At 65.1% G+C, this 20,515-nt stretch carries 22 protein-coding genes; 11 read left to right on the forward strand and 11 right to left on the reverse strand.

Features of this window, described 5'->3' with window-relative positions; all coding sequences use genetic code 11:
* Positions 1-11: 11 nt before the first annotated feature.
* The 8 genes from nuoN (at position 12) to U5805_RS19035 (ending at position 6,562) form a co-directional block, all read left to right on the forward strand.
* Positions 12-1,484, forward strand: a complete 1,473-nt coding sequence (nuoN, locus tag U5805_RS19000; RefSeq protein WP_322105035.1) for an NADH-quinone oxidoreductase subunit NuoN — start codon at positions 12-14, stop codon at positions 1,482-1,484.
* Positions 1,484-1,786: a DUF2818 family protein gene (locus tag U5805_RS19005; RefSeq protein ID WP_322105036.1), complete on the forward strand. Its 303-nt coding sequence runs from the start codon at positions 1,484-1,486 to the stop codon at positions 1,784-1,786. The genes nuoN and U5805_RS19005 overlap by 1 nt, the downstream gene beginning before the upstream one ends.
* An 88-nt stretch (positions 1,787-1,874) precedes the next feature.
* Positions 1,875-2,468, forward strand: a complete 594-nt coding sequence (locus U5805_RS19010; protein WP_322105037.1) for an NUDIX hydrolase — start codon at positions 1,875-1,877, stop codon at positions 2,466-2,468.
* 247 nt (positions 2,469-2,715) lie between these two features.
* Positions 2,716-3,147, forward strand: a complete 432-nt coding sequence (locus U5805_RS19015) for a DUF1178 family protein (RefSeq protein WP_322105038.1) — start codon at positions 2,716-2,718, stop codon at positions 3,145-3,147.
* A gap of 65 nt (positions 3,148-3,212) precedes the next feature.
* Positions 3,213-4,415 (forward strand): acyl-CoA dehydrogenase family protein, encoded by a 1,203-nt coding sequence (locus U5805_RS19020; RefSeq protein ID WP_322105039.1) that lies wholly within the window; start codon positions 3,213-3,215, stop codon positions 4,413-4,415.
* 10 nt (positions 4,416-4,425) lie between these two features.
* Complete coding sequence (locus U5805_RS19025; protein WP_322105040.1) at positions 4,426-5,562, forward strand: acyl-CoA dehydrogenase; 1,137 nt, start codon at positions 4,426-4,428, stop codon at positions 5,560-5,562.
* A gap of 29 nt (positions 5,563-5,591) precedes the next feature.
* Positions 5,592-6,050 carry a MaoC family dehydratase gene (locus U5805_RS19030; RefSeq protein ID WP_322105041.1) on the forward strand — a complete coding sequence of 153 codons (459 nt, stop codon included), beginning with the start codon at positions 5,592-5,594 and terminating at the stop codon, positions 6,048-6,050.
* Between the two features lie 5 nt (positions 6,051-6,055).
* Positions 6,056-6,562 carry a MaoC family dehydratase gene (locus tag U5805_RS19035; protein ID WP_322105062.1) on the forward strand — a complete coding sequence of 169 codons (507 nt, stop codon included), beginning with the start codon at positions 6,056-6,058 and terminating at the stop codon, positions 6,560-6,562.
* A 90-nt stretch (positions 6,563-6,652) separates the two neighbouring features.
* Here U5805_RS19035 and U5805_RS19040 read toward each other — a convergent pair whose 3' ends face one another.
* The 5 genes from U5805_RS19040 to U5805_RS19060 all read right to left on the reverse strand — a co-directional run bounded on the left by U5805_RS19040 (position 6,653) and on the right by U5805_RS19060 (position 11,541).
* On the reverse strand, positions 6,653-7,354 hold the full coding sequence (locus U5805_RS19040; RefSeq protein ID WP_322105042.1) for a glutathione binding-like protein: 702 nt from the start codon (positions 7,352-7,354) through the stop codon (positions 6,653-6,655).
* A 220-nt stretch (positions 7,355-7,574) separates the two neighbouring features.
* On the reverse strand, positions 7,575-8,834 hold the full coding sequence (locus U5805_RS19045; RefSeq protein WP_322105043.1) for an acyl-CoA dehydrogenase family protein: 1,260 nt from the start codon (positions 8,832-8,834) through the stop codon (positions 7,575-7,577).
* A gap of 63 nt (positions 8,835-8,897) precedes the next feature.
* Entirely contained in the window at positions 8,898-10,004 is a 1,107-nt protein-coding gene (locus U5805_RS19050; protein ID WP_322105044.1) for a phosphotransferase, read from the reverse strand.
* A 24-nt stretch (positions 10,005-10,028) separates the two neighbouring features.
* Positions 10,029-10,748 carry a histidine phosphatase family protein gene (locus U5805_RS19055; protein WP_322105045.1) on the reverse strand — a complete coding sequence of 240 codons (720 nt, stop codon included), beginning with the start codon at positions 10,746-10,748 and terminating at the stop codon, positions 10,029-10,031.
* A 4-nt stretch (positions 10,749-10,752) separates the two neighbouring features.
* A complete protein-coding gene (locus U5805_RS19060) occupies positions 10,753-11,541 on the reverse strand; it encodes an oxepin-CoA hydrolase, alternative type (RefSeq protein ID WP_322105046.1) in 789 nt (262 codons plus the stop codon).
* A 146-nt stretch (positions 11,542-11,687) separates the two neighbouring features.
* Between U5805_RS19060 and U5805_RS19065 the strand changes: the two genes are divergently transcribed.
* Positions 11,688-12,329, forward strand: a complete 642-nt coding sequence (locus tag U5805_RS19065; protein WP_322105047.1) for a glutathione S-transferase — start codon at positions 11,688-11,690, stop codon at positions 12,327-12,329.
* Between the two features lie 115 nt (positions 12,330-12,444).
* Here the strand turns inward: U5805_RS19065 and U5805_RS19070 are convergent, their stop codons facing one another.
* Positions 12,445-13,635, reverse strand: coding sequence for a pyridoxal phosphate-dependent aminotransferase (locus tag U5805_RS19070; protein WP_322105048.1), 1,191 nt, complete (start codon positions 13,633-13,635; stop codon positions 12,445-12,447).
* A gap of 178 nt (positions 13,636-13,813) precedes the next feature.
* Complete coding sequence (locus U5805_RS19075) at positions 13,814-14,314, reverse strand: putative toxin-antitoxin system toxin component, PIN family (protein ID WP_322105063.1); 501 nt, start codon at positions 14,312-14,314, stop codon at positions 13,814-13,816.
* Positions 14,315-14,378: 64 nt separating this feature from the next.
* Here U5805_RS19075 and yaaA point away from each other — a divergent pair, with 64 nt between their 5' ends.
* Positions 14,379-15,161, forward strand: coding sequence for a peroxide stress protein YaaA (yaaA, locus tag U5805_RS19080; protein ID WP_322105049.1), 783 nt, complete (start codon positions 14,379-14,381; stop codon positions 15,159-15,161).
* Between the two features lie 44 nt (positions 15,162-15,205).
* Positions 15,206-16,369, forward strand: coding sequence for a M14-type cytosolic carboxypeptidase (locus tag U5805_RS19085; RefSeq protein ID WP_322105050.1), 1,164 nt, complete (start codon positions 15,206-15,208; stop codon positions 16,367-16,369).
* Positions 16,370-16,464: 95 nt separating this feature from the next.
* Here U5805_RS19085 and U5805_RS19090 read toward each other — a convergent pair whose 3' ends face one another.
* The 4 genes from U5805_RS19090 to U5805_RS19105 form a co-directional block, all read right to left on the reverse strand.
* On the reverse strand, positions 16,465-17,118 hold the full coding sequence (locus U5805_RS19090; protein WP_322105051.1) for a BspC domain-containing protein: 654 nt from the start codon (positions 17,116-17,118) through the stop codon (positions 16,465-16,467).
* Between the two features lie 152 nt (positions 17,119-17,270).
* Positions 17,271-17,945: an energy-coupling factor ABC transporter permease gene (locus U5805_RS19095; protein ID WP_322105052.1), complete on the reverse strand. Its 675-nt coding sequence runs from the start codon at positions 17,943-17,945 to the stop codon at positions 17,271-17,273.
* A gap of 10 nt (positions 17,946-17,955) precedes the next feature.
* Positions 17,956-18,882, reverse strand: coding sequence for a response regulator transcription factor (locus U5805_RS19100; protein WP_322105053.1), 927 nt, complete (start codon positions 18,880-18,882; stop codon positions 17,956-17,958).
* Between the two features lie 196 nt (positions 18,883-19,078).
* Complete coding sequence (locus U5805_RS19105; RefSeq protein ID WP_322105054.1) at positions 19,079-20,293, reverse strand: DUF2863 family protein; 1,215 nt, start codon at positions 20,291-20,293, stop codon at positions 19,079-19,081.
* Positions 20,294-20,515 lie beyond the last annotated feature (222 nt).

Below are 20,515 nucleotides of genomic sequence, written 5' to 3' on the forward strand. Positions count from 1 at the left end.
AACAAAAGATCATGCCAAACGCCCCCTTGAACGCTCTGCTGCCCGACGCGCTGGTCATGGCCGGCCTCGTCGTTGCGTGGATCAACGATACGTTCTCCGGTCCTTCGGGCCGGCGCACGACCTATTTCATCGCACTGGTGACCACGCTGGTCGCCGGCATCTGGTTCGCGGTGAACGCGTTCGATCCGCACGTGTACTATTACTTCACGCGCATGTACGTGGTCGATGCGTTCGCGAGCGCGATGAAGTCGGTGGTCACGCTCGGCTACGCCGTGTCGATCGTCTATTCGCGCAAGTATCTCGAAGACCGCGACATGTTCCGGGGCGAGTTCTTCCTGCTGGGCATGTTCTCGCTGCTCGGCCAGATCTGCATGATCTCGGGCAACAACTTCCTCACGCTGTATCTCGGTCTCGAGCTGATGTCGCTCTCGCTTTATGCGGTGATCGCGCTGCGCCGTAACGCGTCGCAGTCGAACGAAGCGGCCATGAAGTACTACGTGCTGGGCGCGCTCGCCTCGGGCTTCTTGCTCTACGGCATTTCCATGCTGTACGGCGCGACCGGTGCGCTCGAACTGAGCGAGGTGTTCAAGGCCATCGCCTCGGGCCACATCAACGACATCGTGCTGCTGTTCGGCGTGGTGTTCATCGTGGCGGGCGTGGCGTTCAAGATGGGCGCGGTGCCGTTCCACATGTGGGTGCCCGACGTCTATCAGGGCGCGCCCACGGCCATGACGCTGCTCACCGGCGGCGGCCCCAAGGTCGCGGCCTTCGCGTGGGCCGTGCGTTTCCTGGTGATGGGGCTGCTGCCGCTCGCCGTCGACTGGCAGGAAATGCTCATCATCCTCGCGGCGCTCTCGATGATCGTCGGCAATATCACGGGTATCGTGCAGCGCAACGTCAAGCGCATGCTGGCGTACTCGGCCATTTCGAACATGGGCTTCGTGCTGCTCGGCCTGCTTGCCGGCATCGTCGACAACAAGGCAACGGGCGCGGCCAGCGCATACAGCTCGGCCATGTTCTACAGCATCGTCTATCTGATCACGACGCTCGGCGCTTTCGGTATCGTCATGCTGCTCGCGCGCCGCGACTTCGAAGCGGAAACGCTCGACGACTTCAAGGGCTTGAACCAGCGCAGCCCGGTGTTCGCGTTCGTCATGATGCTGATGATGTTCTCGCTCGCCGGCATTCCGCCCACGGTCGGTTTCTACGCGAAGCTTGCCGTGCTCGAAGCGACCATGAACGCCGGTCTTACGTGGCTTGCGGTGCTTGCTGTGGTGACTTCGCTGTTCGGCGCGTTCTACTACCTGCGCATCGTGAAGCTGATGTACTTCGACGCTCCGCAGGACAGCGCGCCCATCGAAAGCCACGCGTCCAATCGCGCGCTGCTCACGCTCAACGGCGCGGCGGTGCTGGTGCTCGGCATCATTCCGGGCCCGCTGATGTCGCTCTGCCTGCAAGCGGTTTCGCACACGCTGCCGCTCTGATGTCGGCTGCGGGCTGGTTCATCGTGCTGTTGGCGCTCGCGGGCGCCAACCTGCCGTTTTTCAATCAGCGATTGTTCGGTTTCGTGCCGCTGCGCGCGGTGAAGAAAAGCGCGTGGATTCGCATCGCTGAAATGATCGTGCTGTATTTTGTGGTCGGTGCGCTCGGCTTCCTGCTGGAAGCGCGCGCCGGCAACCGTTTCGACCAGGGCTGGCAGTTCTACGCGATCACCTTCAGTCTTTTTGTCGTGTTCGCGTTTCCCGGCTTCACCTGGCAATATCTCGTCAAACGCCGTCTGGCGTGATGCGCGCGCCGGCCCGCACGGCCGGCGTATTCGACCATCGAGCGGCGCGCCCGCCTTCCCGAATCCCGAGCATTTTCGAGGCTGAAACATGGCTCCAGAACATCATCAACACGATCCGGCGCTCGCCGAAACGTGCGTGGAAAGCACGACGCTTTACGCGGGCAACTTTCTCACGCTCAAGCGCGACACGGTTGCGCTGCCCGACGGCAAGCACGCCACGCGCGAGTTCGTGCAGCATCCGGGCGCGGTGATGGTCATTCCGTTGTTCGACGATGGCCGCGTGCTGATGGAGCGCCAATACCGCTATCCGCTCGCGCGGGTGATGACGGAATTCCCGGCCGGCAAGCTCGATCCGCAGGAAGGCGCGCTCGCGTGTGCGATTCGCGAGCTGAAGGAAGAAACGGGCTACACGGCGCGCGAGTACATCTATCTCACGCAGATCCACCCGGTGATCTCCTATTCGACGGAATTCATCGACATCTATCTCGCGCGCGGCCTCACGGCGGGCGATGCGCAACTCGACGAGGGCGAATTCCTGGAAACCTTTACGGCGACGGTGCCGGAATTGCTCGAATGGGTGCGCACCGGCAAGATCAGCGACGTAAAGACGATCATCGGCACCTTCTGGCTCGAAAAGGCGCTCGCGGGCGCGTGGCCGCTGGCGAGGCCCGAGCAAGGCTGAGTGCATCGGGCGCGAGGCGCTTGCCTTGGACGGCGGCCTGCATGGCCGCCGTTTTCGTTTGCGGGCCGGGAGGAAGGCGCGCTCCGGTGCCGTCAAGGCGTCAATTAGCACCGTCAGCGCACCCGGCGAGGCGGCGCTACAATCTCGGAGCTTCGGGATATCCCCGTCGCCCGATCCCGGAATTTTTCCGAACGATCGTTCATAAATTTACGATTTGCGCTACACTCACCGCACGCCCCGATTCCCCATGAAGGTCCTCGATTTACAGTGCCCAGACGGCCATCGGTTCGAAGGCTGGTTCGCTTCCGCTGACGACTTCGAGTCGCAGCTATCGCGCAAGCTGGTCGAATGTCCGATGTGCGGCGCCACCGAAGTGAGCCGTTTGCCGTCCGCGCCGCGCCTGAATCTGTCCGGTGCGAGCGAGCCGAAGCCGGCGCCGCGCAACGAGGCGGAGCAATGGCAGGCGCACGCAATGCGCGCGATCCGCGAGGTTCTGGAGAAGACGGAGAACGTGGGCGACCGTTTCGCCGAGGAGGCGCGACGCATGCATTACAACGAAGCGCCGTCGCGCAATATTCGGGGCGTGGCTTCGGCTGAAGATGCGCGCGCCCTCGTCGAAGAAGGCATCGACGTGATGCCGCTGCCGGTTCCGGCCGCGCTGAAGGGTCCGCTGCAATAGCCGCGTGGGTCTTCGCCGCGGCGCGAGCTTCGCCTCGCACCGGCCGCGGTCAGGAGACACTGCGCATGGATCTGGACACCACCCCCGCCGACGACGCATTCCGCGCCGAAATCCGCACCTGGCTCGAGGCCAATCTGCCTCACGCGCTGCGCGACAAGGTGCTCAACCACAAACGCCTCACCCGCGACGATCTCGCCAGCTGGCATGCGCTGCTCGGCAAGCGGGGCTGGTCCGCGCCCGCGTGGCCGGCGCAATGGGGCGGCCCCGGCTGGACCGAAACCCAACGCCATATCTGGGACGCCGAATGCGGCCGCATCGGCGCGCCCATCGTGCTGCCGTTCGGCGTGTCGATGGTCGCGCCCGTGCTCATGAAATACGGCAGCGAGGCGCAGCAGCGCCGCTATCTGCCGCGCATTCTCTCCGGCGAGGACTGGTGGTGCCAGGGGTATTCCGAACCCGGTTCGGGTTCCGACCTCGCCTCGCTGCGCACGCGCGCGGTGCTGAACCCGGAAGGCGATCACTACGTGGTGAACGGCCAGAAAACCTGGACCACGCTCGGCCAGCACGCCGACATGATGTTCTGCCTCGTGCGCACCGATCCCGAGGCGAAGAAGCAGGAGGGCATCTCGTTTCTGCTGATCGACATGAAAACGCCCGGCATTACCGTGCGTCCGATCATCACGCTCGATGAGGATCGTGAGGTCAACGAAGTGTTCTTCGAAGACGTCAAGGTGCCGGTCGAGAACCGCGTCGGCGAGGAGAATCGCGGCTGGACCTACGCGAAGTATCTGCTCGGCCATGAGCGTACGGGCATCGCGCGCGTGGGCGCGTCGAATCGCGAACTCGCGTTTCTCAAAGGCGTTGCGCTCAAGCAAAAGAAGAACGGCAAGCCCTTGCTCGAAGATCCGGTGTTCGCCGCGCGCGTGGCCGCCGTCGAAATCGAGTTGATGGCGCTCGAAGTCACGGCCGAGCGCGTGATTGCCGCCGCCGCGAACGCGCGCGGCCCCGGGCCGGAAGCGTCGATGCTCAAGATCAAGGGCACGGAAATCCAGCAGGCGCTCACCGAACTGATGGTCGATGCGGTCGGCCCGCTCGCCGCGCCGTTCGACGTGCCGTTTCTCGAAGGCGAACGCGAGCACGCGGCGGGCGGCGACGACGATGCCGCGCCGCTCGCCGCGTATTACTTCAACTATCGCAAGACCTCGATCTACGGCGGGTCGAACGAGATCCAGAAAAACATCATCGCGCAGATGATTCTCGGGCTTTGAGGAGCGGCGCATGGACTTCAATTTCACCCAGGAGCAGCAGCAACTCGGCGACGCGCTGCGCCGCTATCTCGACAAGCAATACGGATTCGAGGCGCGCCAGGCGATTGTCAAGTCGATTGAAGGCGTGTCGGATGCGCACTGGAAAGCGTTCGTCGAACTCGGGCTTACGGCGCTGCCGGTGCCTTCGGGCCAGGGCGGCTTCGACGGCACGCCGTTCGACATGCTCGTGGTCATGCAGGCGCTCGGCCGCGCGCTCGCGGTCGAGCCGTACTGGGCGACGGCCGTCGGCGTCGAAGCGCTGAAACTGGCGGCGGCGCCGGACAACGCGGCGCTGCTCGAACGCGTCGCGGCGGGCGAGATCAAGCTGGCCGTCGCGTTTCACGAGCCGCTCGCGCGCTACGACCTGTTCGCCATCGAAACGCAAGCGCGGGAAAGCGGCGACGGTTTCGCGCTGAGCGGCACGAAGTCGGTCGTGCAGCACGGTGCGCAGGCCGACTACTGGATCGTGCCCGCGCGGCTCGCGGGCGACGTGGCGTTGTTCGTCGTCGCGCGCGACGGGCAGGGCGTCGAGGTGCGCGACTACCGCACGATCGACGGCCAGCGCGCCGCGACGCTCACGCTCGCGAACGCGCGCGCGCGCCGGCTCGCCGATCCGCGGGCGCAGGCGGCACCGGCGGCGGACGCGGCCGCGTTGAATCGCATCGCCGATTACGCGACGTTCCTGCTTTGCGCGGAAGCGATTGGCGCCATCGACGCGCTCACGGCCGCGACCGTCGAATACACGAAAACGCGCCAGCAGTTCGGCGTGCCGATCGCGCGTTTCCAGGCGCTCCAGCATCGCATGGCCGAGATGCTGATTCACGCCGAGCAGGCGCGTTCGCTCACCTATCTCGCGGCCGCGCGCTACAGTAGCGACTCGGCCGACGCGCGGCGCCGCGCGATTTCCGCGGCCAAGGTGCGCGTGGGTCAAGCGTCGCGTTTCGTCGGCCAGCAGGCGGTGCAACTGCACGGCGGCATGGGCGTGACGAACGAAGTCGCGGCGGCGCATCTCTTCAAGCGTCTCGCGATCATCGAAACGACGCTCGGCGACGTCGACCATCATCTCGAACGCTTTGTCTCGCTGCCCGGATTTTCGAAGGCGGCGTGAGGCGCGGATTCATAAAACAGGAAGACCCAATGAGCCTCAGCTACGAAGACCTGGAAGTGGGCAAGACTTACGAGGTCGGTTCGCACACGTTCGAGCGCGACGAAGTCGTGCGTTTCGCGTCGGAATTCGATCCGCAGCCGTTTCATGTCGACGAGGTGGCCGCCGAATCGTCGATGTTCGGCGGGCTCGTCGCGAGCGGCTGGCACACGTGTTCGGTGATGATGGGCATGCTCGTGCGCAATTTCCTCAAGGACTCGACCTCGATGGGCTCGCCCGGCATCGACGACATTCGCTGGCTCAAGCCCACGCGCGTCGGCGACACGCTCACCATGACGAATCTTGTCGTGAGCAAGCGCGTTTCGGCAAGCAAGCCGGATCGCGGCATCGTCGAAACATTGTGGGAAGGCCGCAATCAGCACGGCGAACTGCTGGTGACGGTGCGCTCGAAGGCGCTGTTCGGGCTGCGTGATCCGGGAGCGGCGCCGTGACGGGCGTGAGCGGCGATGTGCGCGGTGTCGAAGGCAACGCGGCCGCCGTGCCGATCGCCGATGCCGCTGCGTTGCGCGCGCTCGCGGGCGCGGCGACGATTCTGAGCGCGTGGCGTGAAGTGAGCGCCGCCGACGTGCAGGCTTTCGCCGACGCCACAGGCGATCGTCAGTGGATTCATCTCGACGCGGAACGCGCGCGCCGCGAGTCGCCGTTCGGTGGCCCGATCGCGCACGGCTTCCTCACGCTGGCGCTGATTCCGGCGCTGCTCGAATCGACGTTCGAGATTCGTCAGCGCATGGGCGTGAACTACGGTCTTAATCGCGTGCGCTTCACGCAGCCGGTGCCGGTGGGCGCGCGGGTGCGTGCGCGCATCGGCGTGAAGGAGGCGAGCGACGTCGAGCGCGGCGGGCTGCAAGTCGTCTGGGACATCGCGATCGAGCGCGAAGGCGCGGGCGGGGAGAACGCGCGCCCGGCATGCGTCGCCGAATTCATCACGCGGCACTATTTTTGAAGGGGCCGAACCACGAAACAGGGCGCTCCGCCATGACGCGGGCGCCCTGTTTCCTTGCGCCGGATTCGGCGCGGCAGCGTGACCGACGGATCAGCGCTTTCCGTACTGCGTCGCGCCGAACAGCATTTCCTTCGCCTTGTCGTCCATCAACGGCTTGCGCGCGCTCGCGAGCACTTCCACGCCGCGCTGGACCGCCGGGCGCGCCGCGATGGTTTCGTGCCAGCGCTTCACGTTGGGCAGCGCGTCGAGGTCGATGCCCTGGTTTTGCCAGGAGCGTGTCCACGGGAACGCCGCGATGTCCGCGATGGTGTAGTCGTCGCCGGCCAGATATTCGGTTCTGGCGAGCTGCGTTTCCATCACGTTGTAGAGGCGCTTCGCTTCGTTCGTGTAGCGATTGACCGCGTACTCGATCTTTTCGGGCGCGTAAATGCGGAAGTGGTGCGCCTGGCCGAGCATCGGGCCGAGGCCGCCCATCTGGAACATGACCCATTGCAGCACGTCGTAGCGCGCGGCGAGATCCTCGGGCAGAAAACGGCCCGTTTTCGCCGCGAGATACAGCAGGATCGCGCCCGACTCGAACAGCGAGAACGGCTTGCCGTCGGCGCGGCGCGGGCCTTCGGAGTCGGTGATGGCGGGAATCTTGTTGTTCGGGCTAATGGCGAGAAACTCGGGCTTGAACTGATCGCCCGCGCCGATATCGACTGCATGCACGTCGTACTCGAGACCGGTCTCTTCGAGCATGATGTGAACCTTGTGGCCGTTCGGCGTGGCCCAGCTATAAACGTCGATCATCGTGGCTCCCTGGCACCATGAAGTACGCGCCGGAGGCAAAGCCCGCGGCACTGGATCTGGCGCAAATTAGCATACTTCGATGTCGTTCGCCGGAGGCGCCGGAGCGCCCCTGCTGAGCTTGTGGGCTTGTGCGCGAGCGCGAGGCTTCAAGGGCGCTTCTCAACGGCGCTTCAAGGGCACGTCAAGCGCACGTCAAGCGCGTTTCGAACACGCTGGAATGTCACGAGCGCGTGACCGGCAGTTCCACGCGCGATGCCGCGCCCGCGCCCATATAGCGCGCGAGTTCGAGCTTGGCGATGGCGTTGCGATGCACTTCGTCGGGGCCGTCGGCGAAACGCAGCGTGCGCGCCGACGCATAGGCGTACGCAAGCGGAAAGTCGCCGGAAACGCCCGCCGCGCCATGCACCTGCATCGCCCAGTCGATAACCTGGCAGGCCATGTTCGGCGCGACCACCTTGATCATGGCGATCTCGCCGCGCGCGCCCTTGTTGCCCACGGTGTCCATCATGTAGGCGGTCTTGAGCGTGAGCAGGCGCGCCTGGTCGATCATGCAGCGTGCTTCGGCGATACGCTCCTGCGTGACGGTTTGCGCGGCCACCGGCTTGCCGAACGCGACACGCGCGAGCGCGCGCTTCGCCATGAGTTCGAGCGCGCGTTCCGCGAGGCCGATCAAACGCATGCAATGGTGGATGCGTCCCGGTCCCAGCCGGCCTTGCGCGATCTCGAAGCCGCGACCTTCGCCGAGCAAAATGTTCGACGCGGGCACACGCACGTCGTCGAGCGTGATTTCCATGTGGCCGTGCGGCGCGTCGTCGTAGCCGAACACCGTGAGCGGGCGGCGCACGGTGATGCCGGCCGAGTCGGCGGGCACGAGAATCATCGACTGCTGCGCGTGGCGCGGCGCATCGGGATCGGTTTTGCCCATCACGATATAGATGGCGCAACGCGGGTCGCCCGCGCCCGACGACCACCATTTCGTGCCGTTGATCACGTAGTCGTCGCCGTCGCGCACGATCCGCGTCTGGATATTGGTTGCGTCCGACGAAGCCACCTCGGGTTCCGTCATCAGAAACGCCGAACGAATATGGCCTTGCAGCAGCGGTTCGAGCCATTGCTGCTTGTGCGCCTCGCTGCCGTAGCGCTCGATCGTTTCCATGTTGCCGGTGTCGGGCGCGCTGCAATTGAACACTTCGGGCGCCCAATGCACGCGGCCCATGATCTCGCAAAGCGGCGCGTATTCGAGGTTCGTCAGACCCGCGCCGCGCACCGATTCGGGCAGGAACAGATTCCACAGCCCGGCTTCGCGCGCCTTCTCCTTCAATTGCTCGACGATTTCCGTGGGCACCCACGCGTTGCCGTTCGCGCGATTGCGCTCGACTTCGGCATGGAACGTCGCTTCGTTCGGGTAGATGTGTTCGTCGAAGAACGCGAGCAGCTTCTCGCGCAGCGCCTGCACTTTCGGGGAGTAATCGAAGTTCATCCGTGACCTCGCAATGCGATGCAATGACAGAGAAAAGGGCGATGCCGTCCAGCGTGTTCGTGTTCAGCGCACTTTCTGTGCGTAGCGCCAGGCGAGTTCGGCCATTGGTTTCGCGCGGCGGCCCGCGTCCACGGCCTGCGCGCTTGCGGCCGTGCCGTCCGCGACGCGCTTCATGATGCCTTGCAGGATCGCGGCAATGCGGAACATGTTGTACGCGAGATAGAAGTTCCAGTCGCCGCGAATTTCCACGCCCGTGCGCTCGCAATACCGCGCGACGTACTGCGCTTCGTCGGGAATGCCGAGCGTGGGCCAGTCGAGTCCGGCGATGCCGCGAAACTGCGCGGGATCGACGTGCCAGGCCATGCAGTGATACGAAAAGTCGGCAAGCGGATGGCCGAGCGTGGAAAGCTCCCAATCGAGCACGGCCAGCACGCGCGGCTCGCTCGGGTGAAAGATGAGATTGTCGAGCCGATAGTCGCCATGCACGATACAAACGCGCGCCGCGCCGGCAGCGGATTCGTCGGGCATATGCTGCGGCAGCCATTCGATGAGCCGGTTCATCGCGTCGATCGGCCCGGTTTCCGAGGCTTGATACTGGCGGCTCCAGCGGTCGATCTGGCGCGCGAAGTAGTTGCCGGGTTTGCCGTAATCGGCGAGGCCGACCGCTTCGGGCTTGACGTTGTGGAGCGCGGCGATCACGCGGTTCATCTCGTCGTAGATCGCGCCGCGCTGCTCGCGCTTCATGCCGGGCAGGGACGGGTCCCACAACACGCGGCCCTCGACGAACTCCATCACGTAGAACGCGCGGCCGATCACGCTTTCGTCCTCGCACAGCGCGAGCATCTTCGCCACGGGCACGTCGGTGGCCGCGAGCGCCTCCATCACGCGATACTCGCGCTCGACGGCGTGCGCCGAAGGCAGCAGCTTCGCCTTCGGGCCGGGCCTCGCGCGCATCACGTAAGTGCGCCGCGGCGTGACGAGCTTGAAGGTGGGATTCGACTGCCCGCCCGCGAACTGCTCCACCGCAAGCGGTCCTTCGAAGCCCGCGACGTGAGCGGCGAGCCACGCGGCCAGCGCATCGGCGTCGAAGCGTTGGCGTCCGGCCACGGGGCGAGTGCCTTCGAATGCCGAGTAGTCGGTCTGCGTGGGCTTCGCGGTGTCTCCATCCATGCTCGTCTCCGTGTTGGTCGAGGTTTAGCCGATCGGACGAAAGCGCAGGAACTGCGCGTACAGCATCTCCATCGTGGTGTTGCGCACGTCGCGATGCAGCGGCGCGGGCGGCGCGTAATTGAGCGTGCGCACGACCCAGTCGTGATTCGCCGCGCCGACGTCGAGCGCGTTGATGCAGCCCGTGGCCTGCGCGAGATGACCGAAGAATACGCGGCCGCCCGCGGTGATCGCGTGCGAGAGCAGCGCGCGGTTCACGCCGCCGTGCAGTACGAGCAGCGCGGTGTCCCACGACGTATCGGCGCGCAGCGCGGCGAGCGCGGGCAGCACGCGATCGAGCAATTCGCCGATGGTTTCGCCGCCGAGAAAGCGCGTGTTTTCGGACACGACGCCGTCGAAGGCGCGCAGGAACGCGTCTTCGATTTCGTCCGGCGCGAGGGCCGAGAGCGCGCCGCCGCGTATTTCGCGCCACGCCGGTTCGACTTCGAGCGCGATGGACTGGCCCGTGGCCGCGAGCACGCGTTCGGCCGTTTCGACCGTGCGGCGCAGCCCGCTCACGATCACGCGATCGAAGCGCAAGCCGCTTTGGGCGAACGCCGCGCCGGCCGCCGTTGCTTGCGCGCGGCCACGCTCGTTGAGCGGCACGGTGTCCGGGTCGAGCGCGCGGCCGGTATCGTCGAAATAAGTGACGTCGCCGTGGCGCATCACGTAGAGACGGCGGCGCGCGGGCAGTACGTAGTCGCTCATGGCTTCACTTGTAGACGGGCGCGCGTTTTTCGAGGAACGCGGTGATGCCTTCGAGCCCGTCGCGATGATGAAGCGATGCGACGAAATTCTCGCGTTCGTCGGCGAGTTGCGCTTCGAGCGGTTGCGCCGCCGCCGCGCATGTGAGGTTCTTGATGCGCGTGAGCGCGTTCGGCGAGATTTTTGCGAGTTCGTCGGCCCAGGCGAGCGCGGTGTCGAGCGCCGCCTGAGGTTTCGCAAGGCGATTCACCACGCCGAGTTCCGCGAGCCGTGCGGCGCCGATCGGCTTGCCTTCGGCCATCAGTTCGAATGCGAGCGCGCGCGGCAGCGCGTTGGCGAGGAACCACGAGCCGCCGCCGTCCGGCGTCAAGCCCACGCGCGAATAGGCCATGACGAATTTCGCGTCGTCGGCGGCAACGAGCAGATCGGCGGCCAGCGCGAGCGAAAAACCGGCGCCGGCGGCCGCGCCTTCCACGGCCGCGATCACCGGCTTGCTGGACTGGCGCATCGCCGTGATCCATGCGGCGAGCAGATCAATGCTGGCGGCCTGCACCGAAGGCTCCTTCGCGCGGTTTTCGAGCAGCCGGTTGAGGTTGCCGCCCGCGCAGAAGAAGTTGTCCGCGCCGGTCAGCACGATCGCGCGCAGCGACGGATCGCGCTCGGCGGCGTCGAACGCCTCGACGGCGGCCGCGTACATGTCGGGATGCAGCGCGTTGCGCGCGCCGGGATTCGACAGCGTGAGCACGAGCGTCGATTCGTGGCCCGCGGGGCGGCTGCTGCGGAGTTCGGCGCTCATTGCATGGCCTCGGTGGAAGGGCAAAGGCCGGCGAAATGCGGATTGCCGCCGGTTGTCTCGATATTGAAATGATTCATTGGACGCTTGGGCTCCTGATTGGCCTAGAATAGCACGGTCGTACAATTTCAAGAAAGGAGGCACTTACGATGATCAAGCTCCATGGCTTCGCGCTTTCGAACTACTACAACAAGGTCAAGCTCGTGATGCTGGAGCACGGCATCGCATTCGAGGAAGTGACGACGACCTTGCCGCTCACGGAGCCGCAACTCGCGCAGTCGCCGGGCGGCAAGGTGCCGTATATCGAAACGGAAGCGGGCTTTCTGTGCGAATCGGAGGTGATCGTCGAGTATCTGGCGGCGCGCTTTCCCGACAAGCGCATTTTCGCCGCCGACGCGTGGCAGGCCGCGAAAGAGCGCGAATTGATCGCGTTCATCGACACGCATCTCGAACTCAACGTGCGCGAGCTTTACGCCGAGGCGTTCTTCGGCGGCAAGGTGAGCGACGGCGTGAAAGCGCTGATGGAAACGCGCCTGCGCCGCTACGTGGCGGGTTTCGCGCAGCTCGCGAAGTTCGCGCCGTATGTGGCGGGCGAAAGTTTCGGCGTGGCCGACGCGGCGGCGTTCGTGAGCCTGCCGATCGTCGGCCTCGCAACGCAGGCGATCTACGGCAGCGATTTTCTCGCCGACGCGGGCATCGACTGGCGCGCTTATATCAAGCTGATCGGCGAGCGCCCGGCGGCGCAGCGCGTGAGCGCCGACCGCAAGGCGTATATCGCGGCGACTTCCTGATCTTCGCGATGGTGGCCGCGGCGTCGAGCGTGCCGACGATGCCGGGCGCGCGCGAGGCACGGCGCGCGATGACCGGGAACGCAGCGCCGTTCGCGCGTTCATCGCGCGCGCCGGCTCAAAGTCGCGCGAGCCGCTCGAGCGCGGTCGCGAGCGTGCTTTCCTGCTTGGCGAAGCAAAAGCGCACCACGCCCGACTCGTGCGGCTCGTGATAGAACGCCGACACCGGAATGGCCGCCACGCCGATCTCGCTCGTGAGCCACTTCGAGAATTCGGCTTCGGGAAGATCGCTGATCGCCGAATAATCGACGCACTGGAAGTAGGTGCCTTCGCAGGGCAGCAGTTTGAAACGCGTGTTGGCGAGGCCCGCGCGGAAGAAGTCGCGCTTTTGCTGATAGAACGCGGGCAGTTCGAGGTACGGCTTCGGGTCGCGCAGATAGTGCGCGAGACCGTGCTGCATGGGCGTGTTCACGGTGAACACGTTGAACTGGTGGACTTTGCGGAATTCCGCCGTGAGCGGCGCGGGCGCGGCCACGTAGCCGACCTTCCAGCCCGTCACGTGATACGTCTTGCCGAAGCTCGAAACGATGAAGCTGCGCGCGGCCAGTTCCGGGTAGCGTGCGACGCTCTCGTGCGGCTGGCCGTCGTAGACCATGTGCTCGTAGACCTCGTCGGAGAGAATCAGCACGTTGGTGCCGCGCACGATGTCCTGAAGCTTTTGCATGTCCTCGGCGCGCCAGACCGTGCCCGTCGGGTTGTGCGGCGTGTTGATGAGGATGAGCCGCGTTTTCGGCGTGATGGCGGCGGCGAGCCGGTCGAACGGAATTGCGTAGTCGGGCGCTTCGAGCGTCACGAACACCGGCGTGCCGCCCGCGAGTTCGATCGACGGAAGATAGCTGTCGTAGGTCGGCTCGACCACGATCACTTCGTCGCCGGGATGCACGGTCGCGAGAATCGCCGTGAGCAATGCCTGAGTGGCGCCCGCCGTTACCGTGATCTCGCTGTTGGCGTCGTAGCGGCGGCCGTAAATCTGCTCGATCTTGCCGGCGATGGCGTCGCGCAGCGCGGCCACGCCCGCCATCGGCGGATACTGGTTGTGACCGTCGCGCATGGCCTGCGCCACGGCGTCGACGATACGCGCGTCGCAATCGAAGTCGGGAAAGCCCTGGCCCAGATTCACCGCGCCTTTTTCGGCGGCTAGCGCGCTCATCACGGTGAAGATGGTCGTGCCGACGTTCGGCAGGCGCGACGGAAAAGAGGGCGAGAGCAGGGCGTCCTGCGTGGCGTTCGGGGAATGCGGAGCGTTCATGTCGCGAGCGGCCGGCTTTCGTTGAAGGAAAGCCTGATTGTAGGCAAATCGGCGCGCGTGCGGGGCGCGCGCCTGCCGCGCGGGCGGTTCGCCCAATCGCTTGCGTTTGCGGCGAGGCGTTGGGCGTGTGTTCGGGCGTACGCTTGGACGTACTTCGGGCGTGCGTTCGGATGTGCGTTCAGGCGCCGCCGTTCAGGCATTCGGCGACGAAGACATCGGGCGTGGCGATGCGAAAGCCGAAATCGCGCGCCACGCGCTTCGCGAGCTTGAGCACGGCGCGATCTTTCGAAACGAGCCAATGTGCGCCGCTCGCGCGGGCGAGTTCGAGGAACTTCTGGTCGTCGCGGTCGCGGCATTGCGGCAGCGCGCGCGCGCCGGCAGGCAGTTCGGGCGGCTCGATCAGCGAAACGAGCGTGGCCAGCGTGGCGAGCACGACGGCTTTCGCGACGCCGCGCGCCGCGAGATGCGGATAATCGAGCACGAACGCGAGTTCGGCGTGGCAGCGCGCGTCGATCAGCGCAACGAGCGCGCCCTGTTCGAGCGCCGCGCGAATCGGCCGCGTATGGGGATCGTCGAACACCAGAATGTCGAGCCAGACGTTCGAGTCGAGCACGGCGGTGAGCACGGGCGCGCTCGCGCAAGGGGCAGGGGAGGCAGTCTGGGGCGTGAGGCCGGTCATTCGTGAATTCGCTACAATCGGGCTTTCGCCTTTGGACATCGGCACTCCGTGCCCGCAAGCCTCTATGATAATCGTTCTGTCGCCGGCCAAATCGCTCGACTATGACACGCCGGCGCACATCGACACCCACACCATCCCCGATTTCGTCGACGACGCGGCCGAGCTGATCGAAGGCCTGCGCCGCCTTTCGCCGCAGCAGATCGGCACGCTCATGAGCATTTCCGATCCGCTCGCGCGCCTGAATTTCCAGCGTTACGCCGACTGGTCGAAGCGCTTCACGCGCAAGAACGCGAAGCAGGCCGTGCTCGCGTTCAACGGCGACGTGTACGAAGGCTTCGACGCCAAATCGCTTTCCCGCGCCGATCTCGACTATGCGCAGAATCACGTGCGCGTCCTGTCGGGCCTGTACGGCGTGCTGCGTCCGCTCGATCTGTTGCAGCCGTATCGGCTCGAAATGGGCACGCGGTTCGAAAACGCGCGCGGCAAGGATCTCTACGCATTCTGGGGCGAGCGCATCACGCAGGCGCTCAATGCGCAGCTCGAACGCAACCGCAAAGGTCCGCGCGTGCTCGTGAACTGCGCGTCGAACGAATACTTCAAGGCCGTGAAGCCGAAGCGGCTTGCCGCGCCCGTCGTCACGCCCGTGTTCGAGGACTTCAAGGGCGGCCGCTACAAGATCATCAGCTTTCATGCGAAGCGCGCGCGCGGCCTGATGGCGCGCTATGCGGTGGAAAATCGCATTGCCGAACCGGAGGCGCTCAAGGCGTTCGACAGCGAAGGCTACGCGTTCGATGCCGATGCGTCGAACGATTCGACGTATGTGTTTCGCCGCCGCCTGGCCGATTGAATTGACCACAGAATAACGTCTGGAAACCGAGGAAGGAGCGCACCATGACGATTGCCATTTCCAGCCAGTTCGACGCCGGCGCGATCGAGGTCTTGTCCTCCGCGCGCGCCGGCGACATCCGCCTGCGCGTGCGCGCCGACAACGAGTCGGAGTTCGCGCAATGGTTCTATTTCCGCCTCACCGGCGTGCGCGGCGAGCGCTGCGTGATGACGTTCGAAAACGCCTCGGCATGCGCGTTCCCCGAAGGTTGGCGCGACTATCAGGCCGTGGCGAGCTACGACCGCGTGAACTGGTTCCGCGTGCCGACTTCGTATGACGGCAAGCAGCTCGTGATCGATCATACGCCCGAGTTCGACAGCATTTATTACGCGTACTTCGAGCCGTACGGCGAGGAGCGCCACGCGGCGTTTCTCGGCGCGCTGCAACAGTTGCCGCACGCAACGCTCACGGAGCTGGGCCAAAGCGTGGAAGGCCGGCCGATGTCGCTGCTTACGCTCGGCATGGGCGGCGAAAGCGCGGCGAACGGCAAGCCGAAGAAGACGGTGTGGATCGTCGCGCGCCAGCATCCGGGCGAGACGATGGCCGAATGGTTCGTCGAAGGACTCGTGAAGCGGCTTGCGGGTTGGGGCGACTGGGCGGGCGATCCGGTGGCGCGCAAACTTTACGATCGCGCCGTGTTCCATATCGTGCCGAACATGAACCCCGACGGCAGCGTGCATGGCAATCTGCGCACCAATGCCGTGGGCGCGAATCTGAATCGCGAATGGATGGAGCCCGATGCGCGGCGCAGCCCTGAAGTGCTGGCGGTGCGCGAGGCGATCGAGGCAACGGGCGTCGACCTGTTCTTCGACATTCACGGCGACGAGACCTTGCCCTACGTGTTCGTTGCCGGCTCGGAAATGCTGCCCGGTTTCACCGACCAGCAACGCGTCGAGCAGAAGGCGTTTATCGACGCGTTCAAGCTTGCGAGTCCCGACTTCCAGGACAAGCACGGCTACGAATCGGGCCGTTATCGCGAGGATGCGCTCAAGCTCGCGTCGAAGTACATCGACCATCGCTACGGTTGCCTCTCGCTCACGCTCGAAATGCCGTTCAAGGACAACGCGAATTTGCCCGACGAACGTGTGGGCTGGAACGGCGAGCGCAGCGCCGCGTTAGGCGCCGCGATGCTACAGGCGATCCTGCATCACGTCGAAACGTTCGCCTGATCGAGCGCGGGCGATACGCCCGCTAGCGGCAAACGAAAAGGGGAAGCGGCCAGCCGCTTCCCCTTTTTTATATCGACGACGCGCGCAGCGACGCTTCAGTGCGTTTTCTTTTTCTTCGTGGTCTTGCCGGATGACGGCTTCGACGTCGACTTGCCGCTGCTCGCCGACGGCTTGTGGCTGGACTTGCCCGGCGCCGCTTTCTTCGACGATCCCTTGACGCCCTTCTTCGTTGCATGCTTGCCCTTCGCATGCGCGCTGGCCGGCGGCGCGGCGGCGCGCTCGCTGTGCGCCCGCGCGGGCGGCACAGGATCGTTCCAGCTGAACGCGAGCATCTGCTGGCCGACATAGCCGCAGCGGAATTTGAGATCGTAAGGCGAGTCGCCGCTGTCTTTCGACACGCCCACGCCTTCCACGGTCACGATCGTGTCCACTTTCACGCGTTGCTTGCCTTCGTCGAACGAGTCGCCCCAGGGCGTGATGCTCGAATGCGTGCTGTCGAACGAGCTACGCGGAAACTCCACGTGATCGAGCGCCGCCGACGTGCTGGCGACGAAGTCGCCGTGCGCCGCGCAATCGGCGACCAGCGGATCGGCGTGCATCTGCGTGACGAAGTTATTGACGAGGTCGTTGTGCTGATCGAGCTGGTCGGCGTGTGCGGCAGGCGCGACGGCCATCAGAAGAGTCGCGGCGCACGCAGCCAGTTGGCCGGCTACGGTCAGCAGCCGGCGGGATGCAGGGTTGCAGTCCATCTACTTGTTAGGGAAGAGGGGTGTGAAACGTCAGGCCCAGTAAGATGCCGCGTAGCGGGCTTGAGTTCAATATCGAAACAATTATTTTTATGCGAGGACGCCACGAAGGCGCATTCGCGCACGCGAGGCAGGGAAAATTCGAAATCGCGTGTTCAGGTGCGAGGGCCGCCAAGTCGATAACGTCGCACATCGTACGTGGTGACCCATGCGGGACGATACACGGCGATCAACGCGGTGGCCATGCCGGTAAACCAGGCCTCGCCCGAAGCGAGCAGAAATACGCTGAACGCATAACCGGCCGGCACGGTAAGCGCGGAGCCGCCGTTGAGCGCGACATGCGCGCCGAGCGCGAGATAGGCCGCTGCCGAAACCGCGATGGCGGGCGAGACGAAGCCTTGGCCGACGATGAACATGAAGAGATTGCGCGGCAGCCACGCGGAGCAGGCGCGCTGCAACAACGCCGATACGGCCACAGGAAAAGCGCCGAAGACAAGGAAGGTAAGACCGATGCCTTCCCATGGCGCGTCGAAGACCACGGCAGCGAGCCCGATCACGGCGCCCATGGCGACGAGCGCGAGCCCCCAGTCGAACAGCGTGACGACGAGCGTGGCGCCGAGCAGATGCAGCACGGTGCCGTCTTCGAGCCACGCGTTGCTAGCCCACAGCACGGCGATTGCGACGACGATCGCGAGCCACACGTGCTGGAGCGTGGCGTCCTGCAAGCGTTTGAAGGGGTTCTTCCATAGCGCAAACGCGAGCAGCCCCACGGTGGCTAACCACGCACCGACGGCAACCCAGAACGGAAGCGGCGTATATAGGAACCCCATGTGCTTAATATTACTCGTTGGACGGCAAAACGTGTACGCGAGCCGTCATCTGCGTTTCGTCGTCCGCGGCGTCGGCCGTCTCCGCCGGCAGTTCCTGCCGGGCGGGCGCGGCGGCGCCGTATGGCGTGTCGGGTTCCGCGGCCATGGGGAGCAGCGTTTCAGTGTCGTCAGACAGCAACGGATAGACGAACTCGCTCGCCTCGCGCGGGCGCAGCGGCACGGGGCCATGCTCGCCGTGCTTCGGCTTTGCAGCGCGCTCGCATTGCGCGCGCAGCACCTGAAGCTGGTTTGCGAGCAACCCGTTATAGATGGCGACGGCCGCCGCGCGGTTGGGTGCGCCCAATTGTTGAAAGATGCTTGTCAGATGGACTTTCACCGTGCCCTCGCTGATGCCCAGCGCCCTTGCGATCATCTTGTTCGTGTTGCCCATGTGGACGCACCGCAGAATTTGCTCCTGACGCGGCGAGAGATGCACCTTGGGACGCAGCTTGCGGGCGAGCGCCGTGCTTTTGGCATTGCGCCGGGGCGGCAGCGGCCACGCGTCGAACGGACCGAGCACGTCCGCGGGCAGATGGTCGCCGCCGAGCAGGATCAGTTCGAGAAATTTCACGATCAGGATGGCGTCGGTCGTGCGCCGGATGATGCCGCGCCCGCCTTCGTCAATCAGGCGGCGGACCATGTGCGGCGGCTCGCCGCTGTCGACCAGGATGGCGACGGGCAGCGCGCGGTGCCGGCTCACGAATTGACGCAGTTCACCCGGCCGGATACCAGCGTGCCAGTCGATCACAATCAGGTTGGCGGTGAAGCGGTGCATCGCGCGCTCGGCGCTTCGCCAGTCCGGCGCATCGTTAAAGCGTGCGCGGCGATCGATTTGCCTTAACAGTGCCTTGAGTCCTTCGCGCCGTTCGGCATCCGGATTGAGTACAACGAAACGCATGTACAGCCCTCCTTGTCGTTCGAAATCTCTCTGAATGTTGTGCGTCGCCTGCCGTATCGCTGCGGCGGCTGAACGAATCAACAGAGCCATCATGACAAAAAGGCTGGGCGCTGGCGGCCTGTCCAAATGGCATAGGACATAAGGCAAAAAAAAGTCCCGCACAGAGGCGGGACCGGGTAGGAATTTGGGCGTTGGCTTAGTGGAAATGTGGCTGTGCGGGCTCAGCATCTTCTGGCATCTCGGCGTGAACGATCTCGCCGAGCGGGTCCGCGTAGAGCGGCACGCCGCAATCGTCGCAATATTCCGGCTCGAAACGGCCGGCATGGCGGCGGATGTCGGTGATGCCCGATTCCTTCAGCAACGCGACGATTTCCTCCAGCGGACCATTGCTGACGTTTTCCTCGGTCGGTTCCTCGTCGATGTCGGCCTCGCCGTTTTCGCGCCCGTAGAGCGGCCAGACCACGCCGTAGAGCACGTCGTTGCTGCCGCGCTTCGTGAAACCGATGCGGTATTCGTCGATGCGGCGCTCGCCGAAGCCTGCGACCACGGCGCGCAGGTCGGTCGCGCCCACGCCGATGGTGTCGAGCAGATAGCGCACGGCGGTGCGGATCGTATGCGGGCGCACGCGCTCGTCGGCGTCGCGGCAGGCCGAGTAATAGGCGTCCGGCAACAGGCACTCGAATTCGCAGCCCGGCATGACGACGGCAAGATTCGCGCCGCCTTGGGTCGCCCATTGCTCGAGGCATTGGCCGCGCTCGATGCGCGAACCATGCTCCTCTTCCTGCCAGCGGAAGAGCGGCGCGCCGACGGGCGCGGCAACGACGGCAAGCAGGAAACGCGGATCAGCGAGGATCGGCGACGTTTCGGGGAGTTCGCCCGAGCTGATTTTCGCGGGCGCGCCGCTCAGCGCGGCTTGCGAGAGCTGTTGCGCGAGACGCCAGGTTTCGACGTGATGGCGCGGCAACTGGTCGATGCTGTACAGATAGGGCGCCATGGCGACGCGCGTGCCGTTTGCCAGCACGTGCGCTTGCAGGTGCGTGCGCAGCGCGTCGGACGAGTCGGCTTTGAGCGGCCCCGACGGAATCACGTAGCGCGTCCAGGCGAGCACGGGGGCCGCCACCAGCAGCGCCTCGTATTGCGCGCCCTCGTGGTCGACGATGAAGGACTCGCTATGCGTTTCGGCCATGTCGGCGAGGGCGCCGTAAGCGTCGGGATGGTTTTGCTGAAGGTGATCGAGCGCGGCGTCGAGCGTCGTCTGATTGCCGTTGCGCACGACTTTCGCGAGCAGCGCGTCGAGCCTGGCCTCCCAGAAGCGGTCTTCGGTGCGGCTGCCCGAGGCGAACAGGGCGAGCGACAGGCCGACAAGTTTGTCGGCGTCAGGGGGGAGGCGTTTGGCGATTCGCGAGCGCATAAATCTGTGAGTTAGGTGCAGAGAACCCCATATTCTAGTCGGTTCCGTGCGCGCCATCGGTTTGTGCAGCAGGAGGCGCGTCGGAAGGCATGCGGGCGGCCGGTCGGCGCGGTGCGATGCACGTGGGATGAACCGGACCGCGGGGTAGCCCCGACGGCTTATGCCAATCTATCGAGGCGTCGAACGCGAGGTCCGGCGCGACTATTTACGTCGGCCTTTACT

Source organism: Paraburkholderia sp. J41 (assembly GCF_905220235.1).
Taxonomy (GTDB): Bacteria; Pseudomonadota; Gammaproteobacteria; order Burkholderiales; family Burkholderiaceae; genus Paraburkholderia.

What these genes read in the sequence shown, in the direction of transcription:
- nuoN (WP_322105035.1), top strand. Translation starts at nt 12, where the DNA reads ATGCCAAACGCCCCCTTGAACGCTCTGCTGCCCGACGCGCTGGTCATG.
- U5805_RS19005 (WP_322105036.1), top strand. Translation starts at nt 1,484, where the DNA reads ATGTCGGCTGCGGGCTGGTTCATCGTGCTGTTGGCGCTCGCGGGCGCC.
- U5805_RS19010 (WP_322105037.1), top strand. Translation starts at nt 1,875, where the DNA reads ATGGCTCCAGAACATCATCAACACGATCCGGCGCTCGCCGAAACGTGC.
- U5805_RS19015 (WP_322105038.1), top strand. Translation starts at nt 2,716, where the DNA reads ATGAAGGTCCTCGATTTACAGTGCCCAGACGGCCATCGGTTCGAAGGC.
- U5805_RS19020 (WP_322105039.1), top strand. Translation starts at nt 3,213, where the DNA reads ATGGATCTGGACACCACCCCCGCCGACGACGCATTCCGCGCCGAAATC.
- U5805_RS19025 (WP_322105040.1), top strand. Translation starts at nt 4,426, where the DNA reads ATGGACTTCAATTTCACCCAGGAGCAGCAGCAACTCGGCGACGCGCTG.
- U5805_RS19030 (WP_322105041.1), top strand. Translation starts at nt 5,592, where the DNA reads ATGAGCCTCAGCTACGAAGACCTGGAAGTGGGCAAGACTTACGAGGTC.
- U5805_RS19040 (WP_322105042.1), bottom strand. Translation starts at nt 7,354, where the DNA reads ATGATCGACGTTTATAGCTGGGCCACGCCGAACGGCCACAAGGTTCAC.
- U5805_RS19045 (WP_322105043.1), bottom strand. Translation starts at nt 8,834, where the DNA reads ATGAACTTCGATTACTCCCCGAAAGTGCAGGCGCTGCGCGAGAAGCTG.
- U5805_RS19050 (WP_322105044.1), bottom strand. Translation starts at nt 10,004, where the DNA reads ATGGATGGAGACACCGCGAAGCCCACGCAGACCGACTACTCGGCATTC.
- U5805_RS19055 (WP_322105045.1), bottom strand. Translation starts at nt 10,748, where the DNA reads ATGAGCGACTACGTACTGCCCGCGCGCCGCCGTCTCTACGTGATGCGC.
- U5805_RS19060 (WP_322105046.1), bottom strand. Translation starts at nt 11,541, where the DNA reads ATGAGCGCCGAACTCCGCAGCAGCCGCCCCGCGGGCCACGAATCGACG.
- U5805_RS19065 (WP_322105047.1), top strand. Translation starts at nt 11,688, where the DNA reads ATGATCAAGCTCCATGGCTTCGCGCTTTCGAACTACTACAACAAGGTC.
- U5805_RS19070 (WP_322105048.1), bottom strand. Translation starts at nt 13,635, where the DNA reads ATGAACGCTCCGCATTCCCCGAACGCCACGCAGGACGCCCTGCTCTCG.
- U5805_RS19075 (WP_322105063.1), bottom strand. Translation starts at nt 14,314, where the DNA reads ATGACCGGCCTCACGCCCCAGACTGCCTCCCCTGCCCCTTGCGCGAGC.
- yaaA (WP_322105049.1), top strand. Translation starts at nt 14,379, where the DNA reads ATGATAATCGTTCTGTCGCCGGCCAAATCGCTCGACTATGACACGCCG.
- U5805_RS19085 (WP_322105050.1), top strand. Translation starts at nt 15,206, where the DNA reads ATGACGATTGCCATTTCCAGCCAGTTCGACGCCGGCGCGATCGAGGTC.
- U5805_RS19090 (WP_322105051.1), bottom strand. Translation starts at nt 17,118, where the DNA reads ATGGACTGCAACCCTGCATCCCGCCGGCTGCTGACCGTAGCCGGCCAA.
- U5805_RS19095 (WP_322105052.1), bottom strand. Translation starts at nt 17,945, where the DNA reads ATGGGGTTCCTATATACGCCGCTTCCGTTCTGGGTTGCCGTCGGTGCG.
- U5805_RS19100 (WP_322105053.1), bottom strand. Translation starts at nt 18,882, where the DNA reads ATGCGTTTCGTTGTACTCAATCCGGATGCCGAACGGCGCGAAGGACTC.
- U5805_RS19105 (WP_322105054.1), bottom strand. Translation starts at nt 20,293, where the DNA reads ATGCGCTCGCGAATCGCCAAACGCCTCCCCCCTGACGCCGACAAACTT.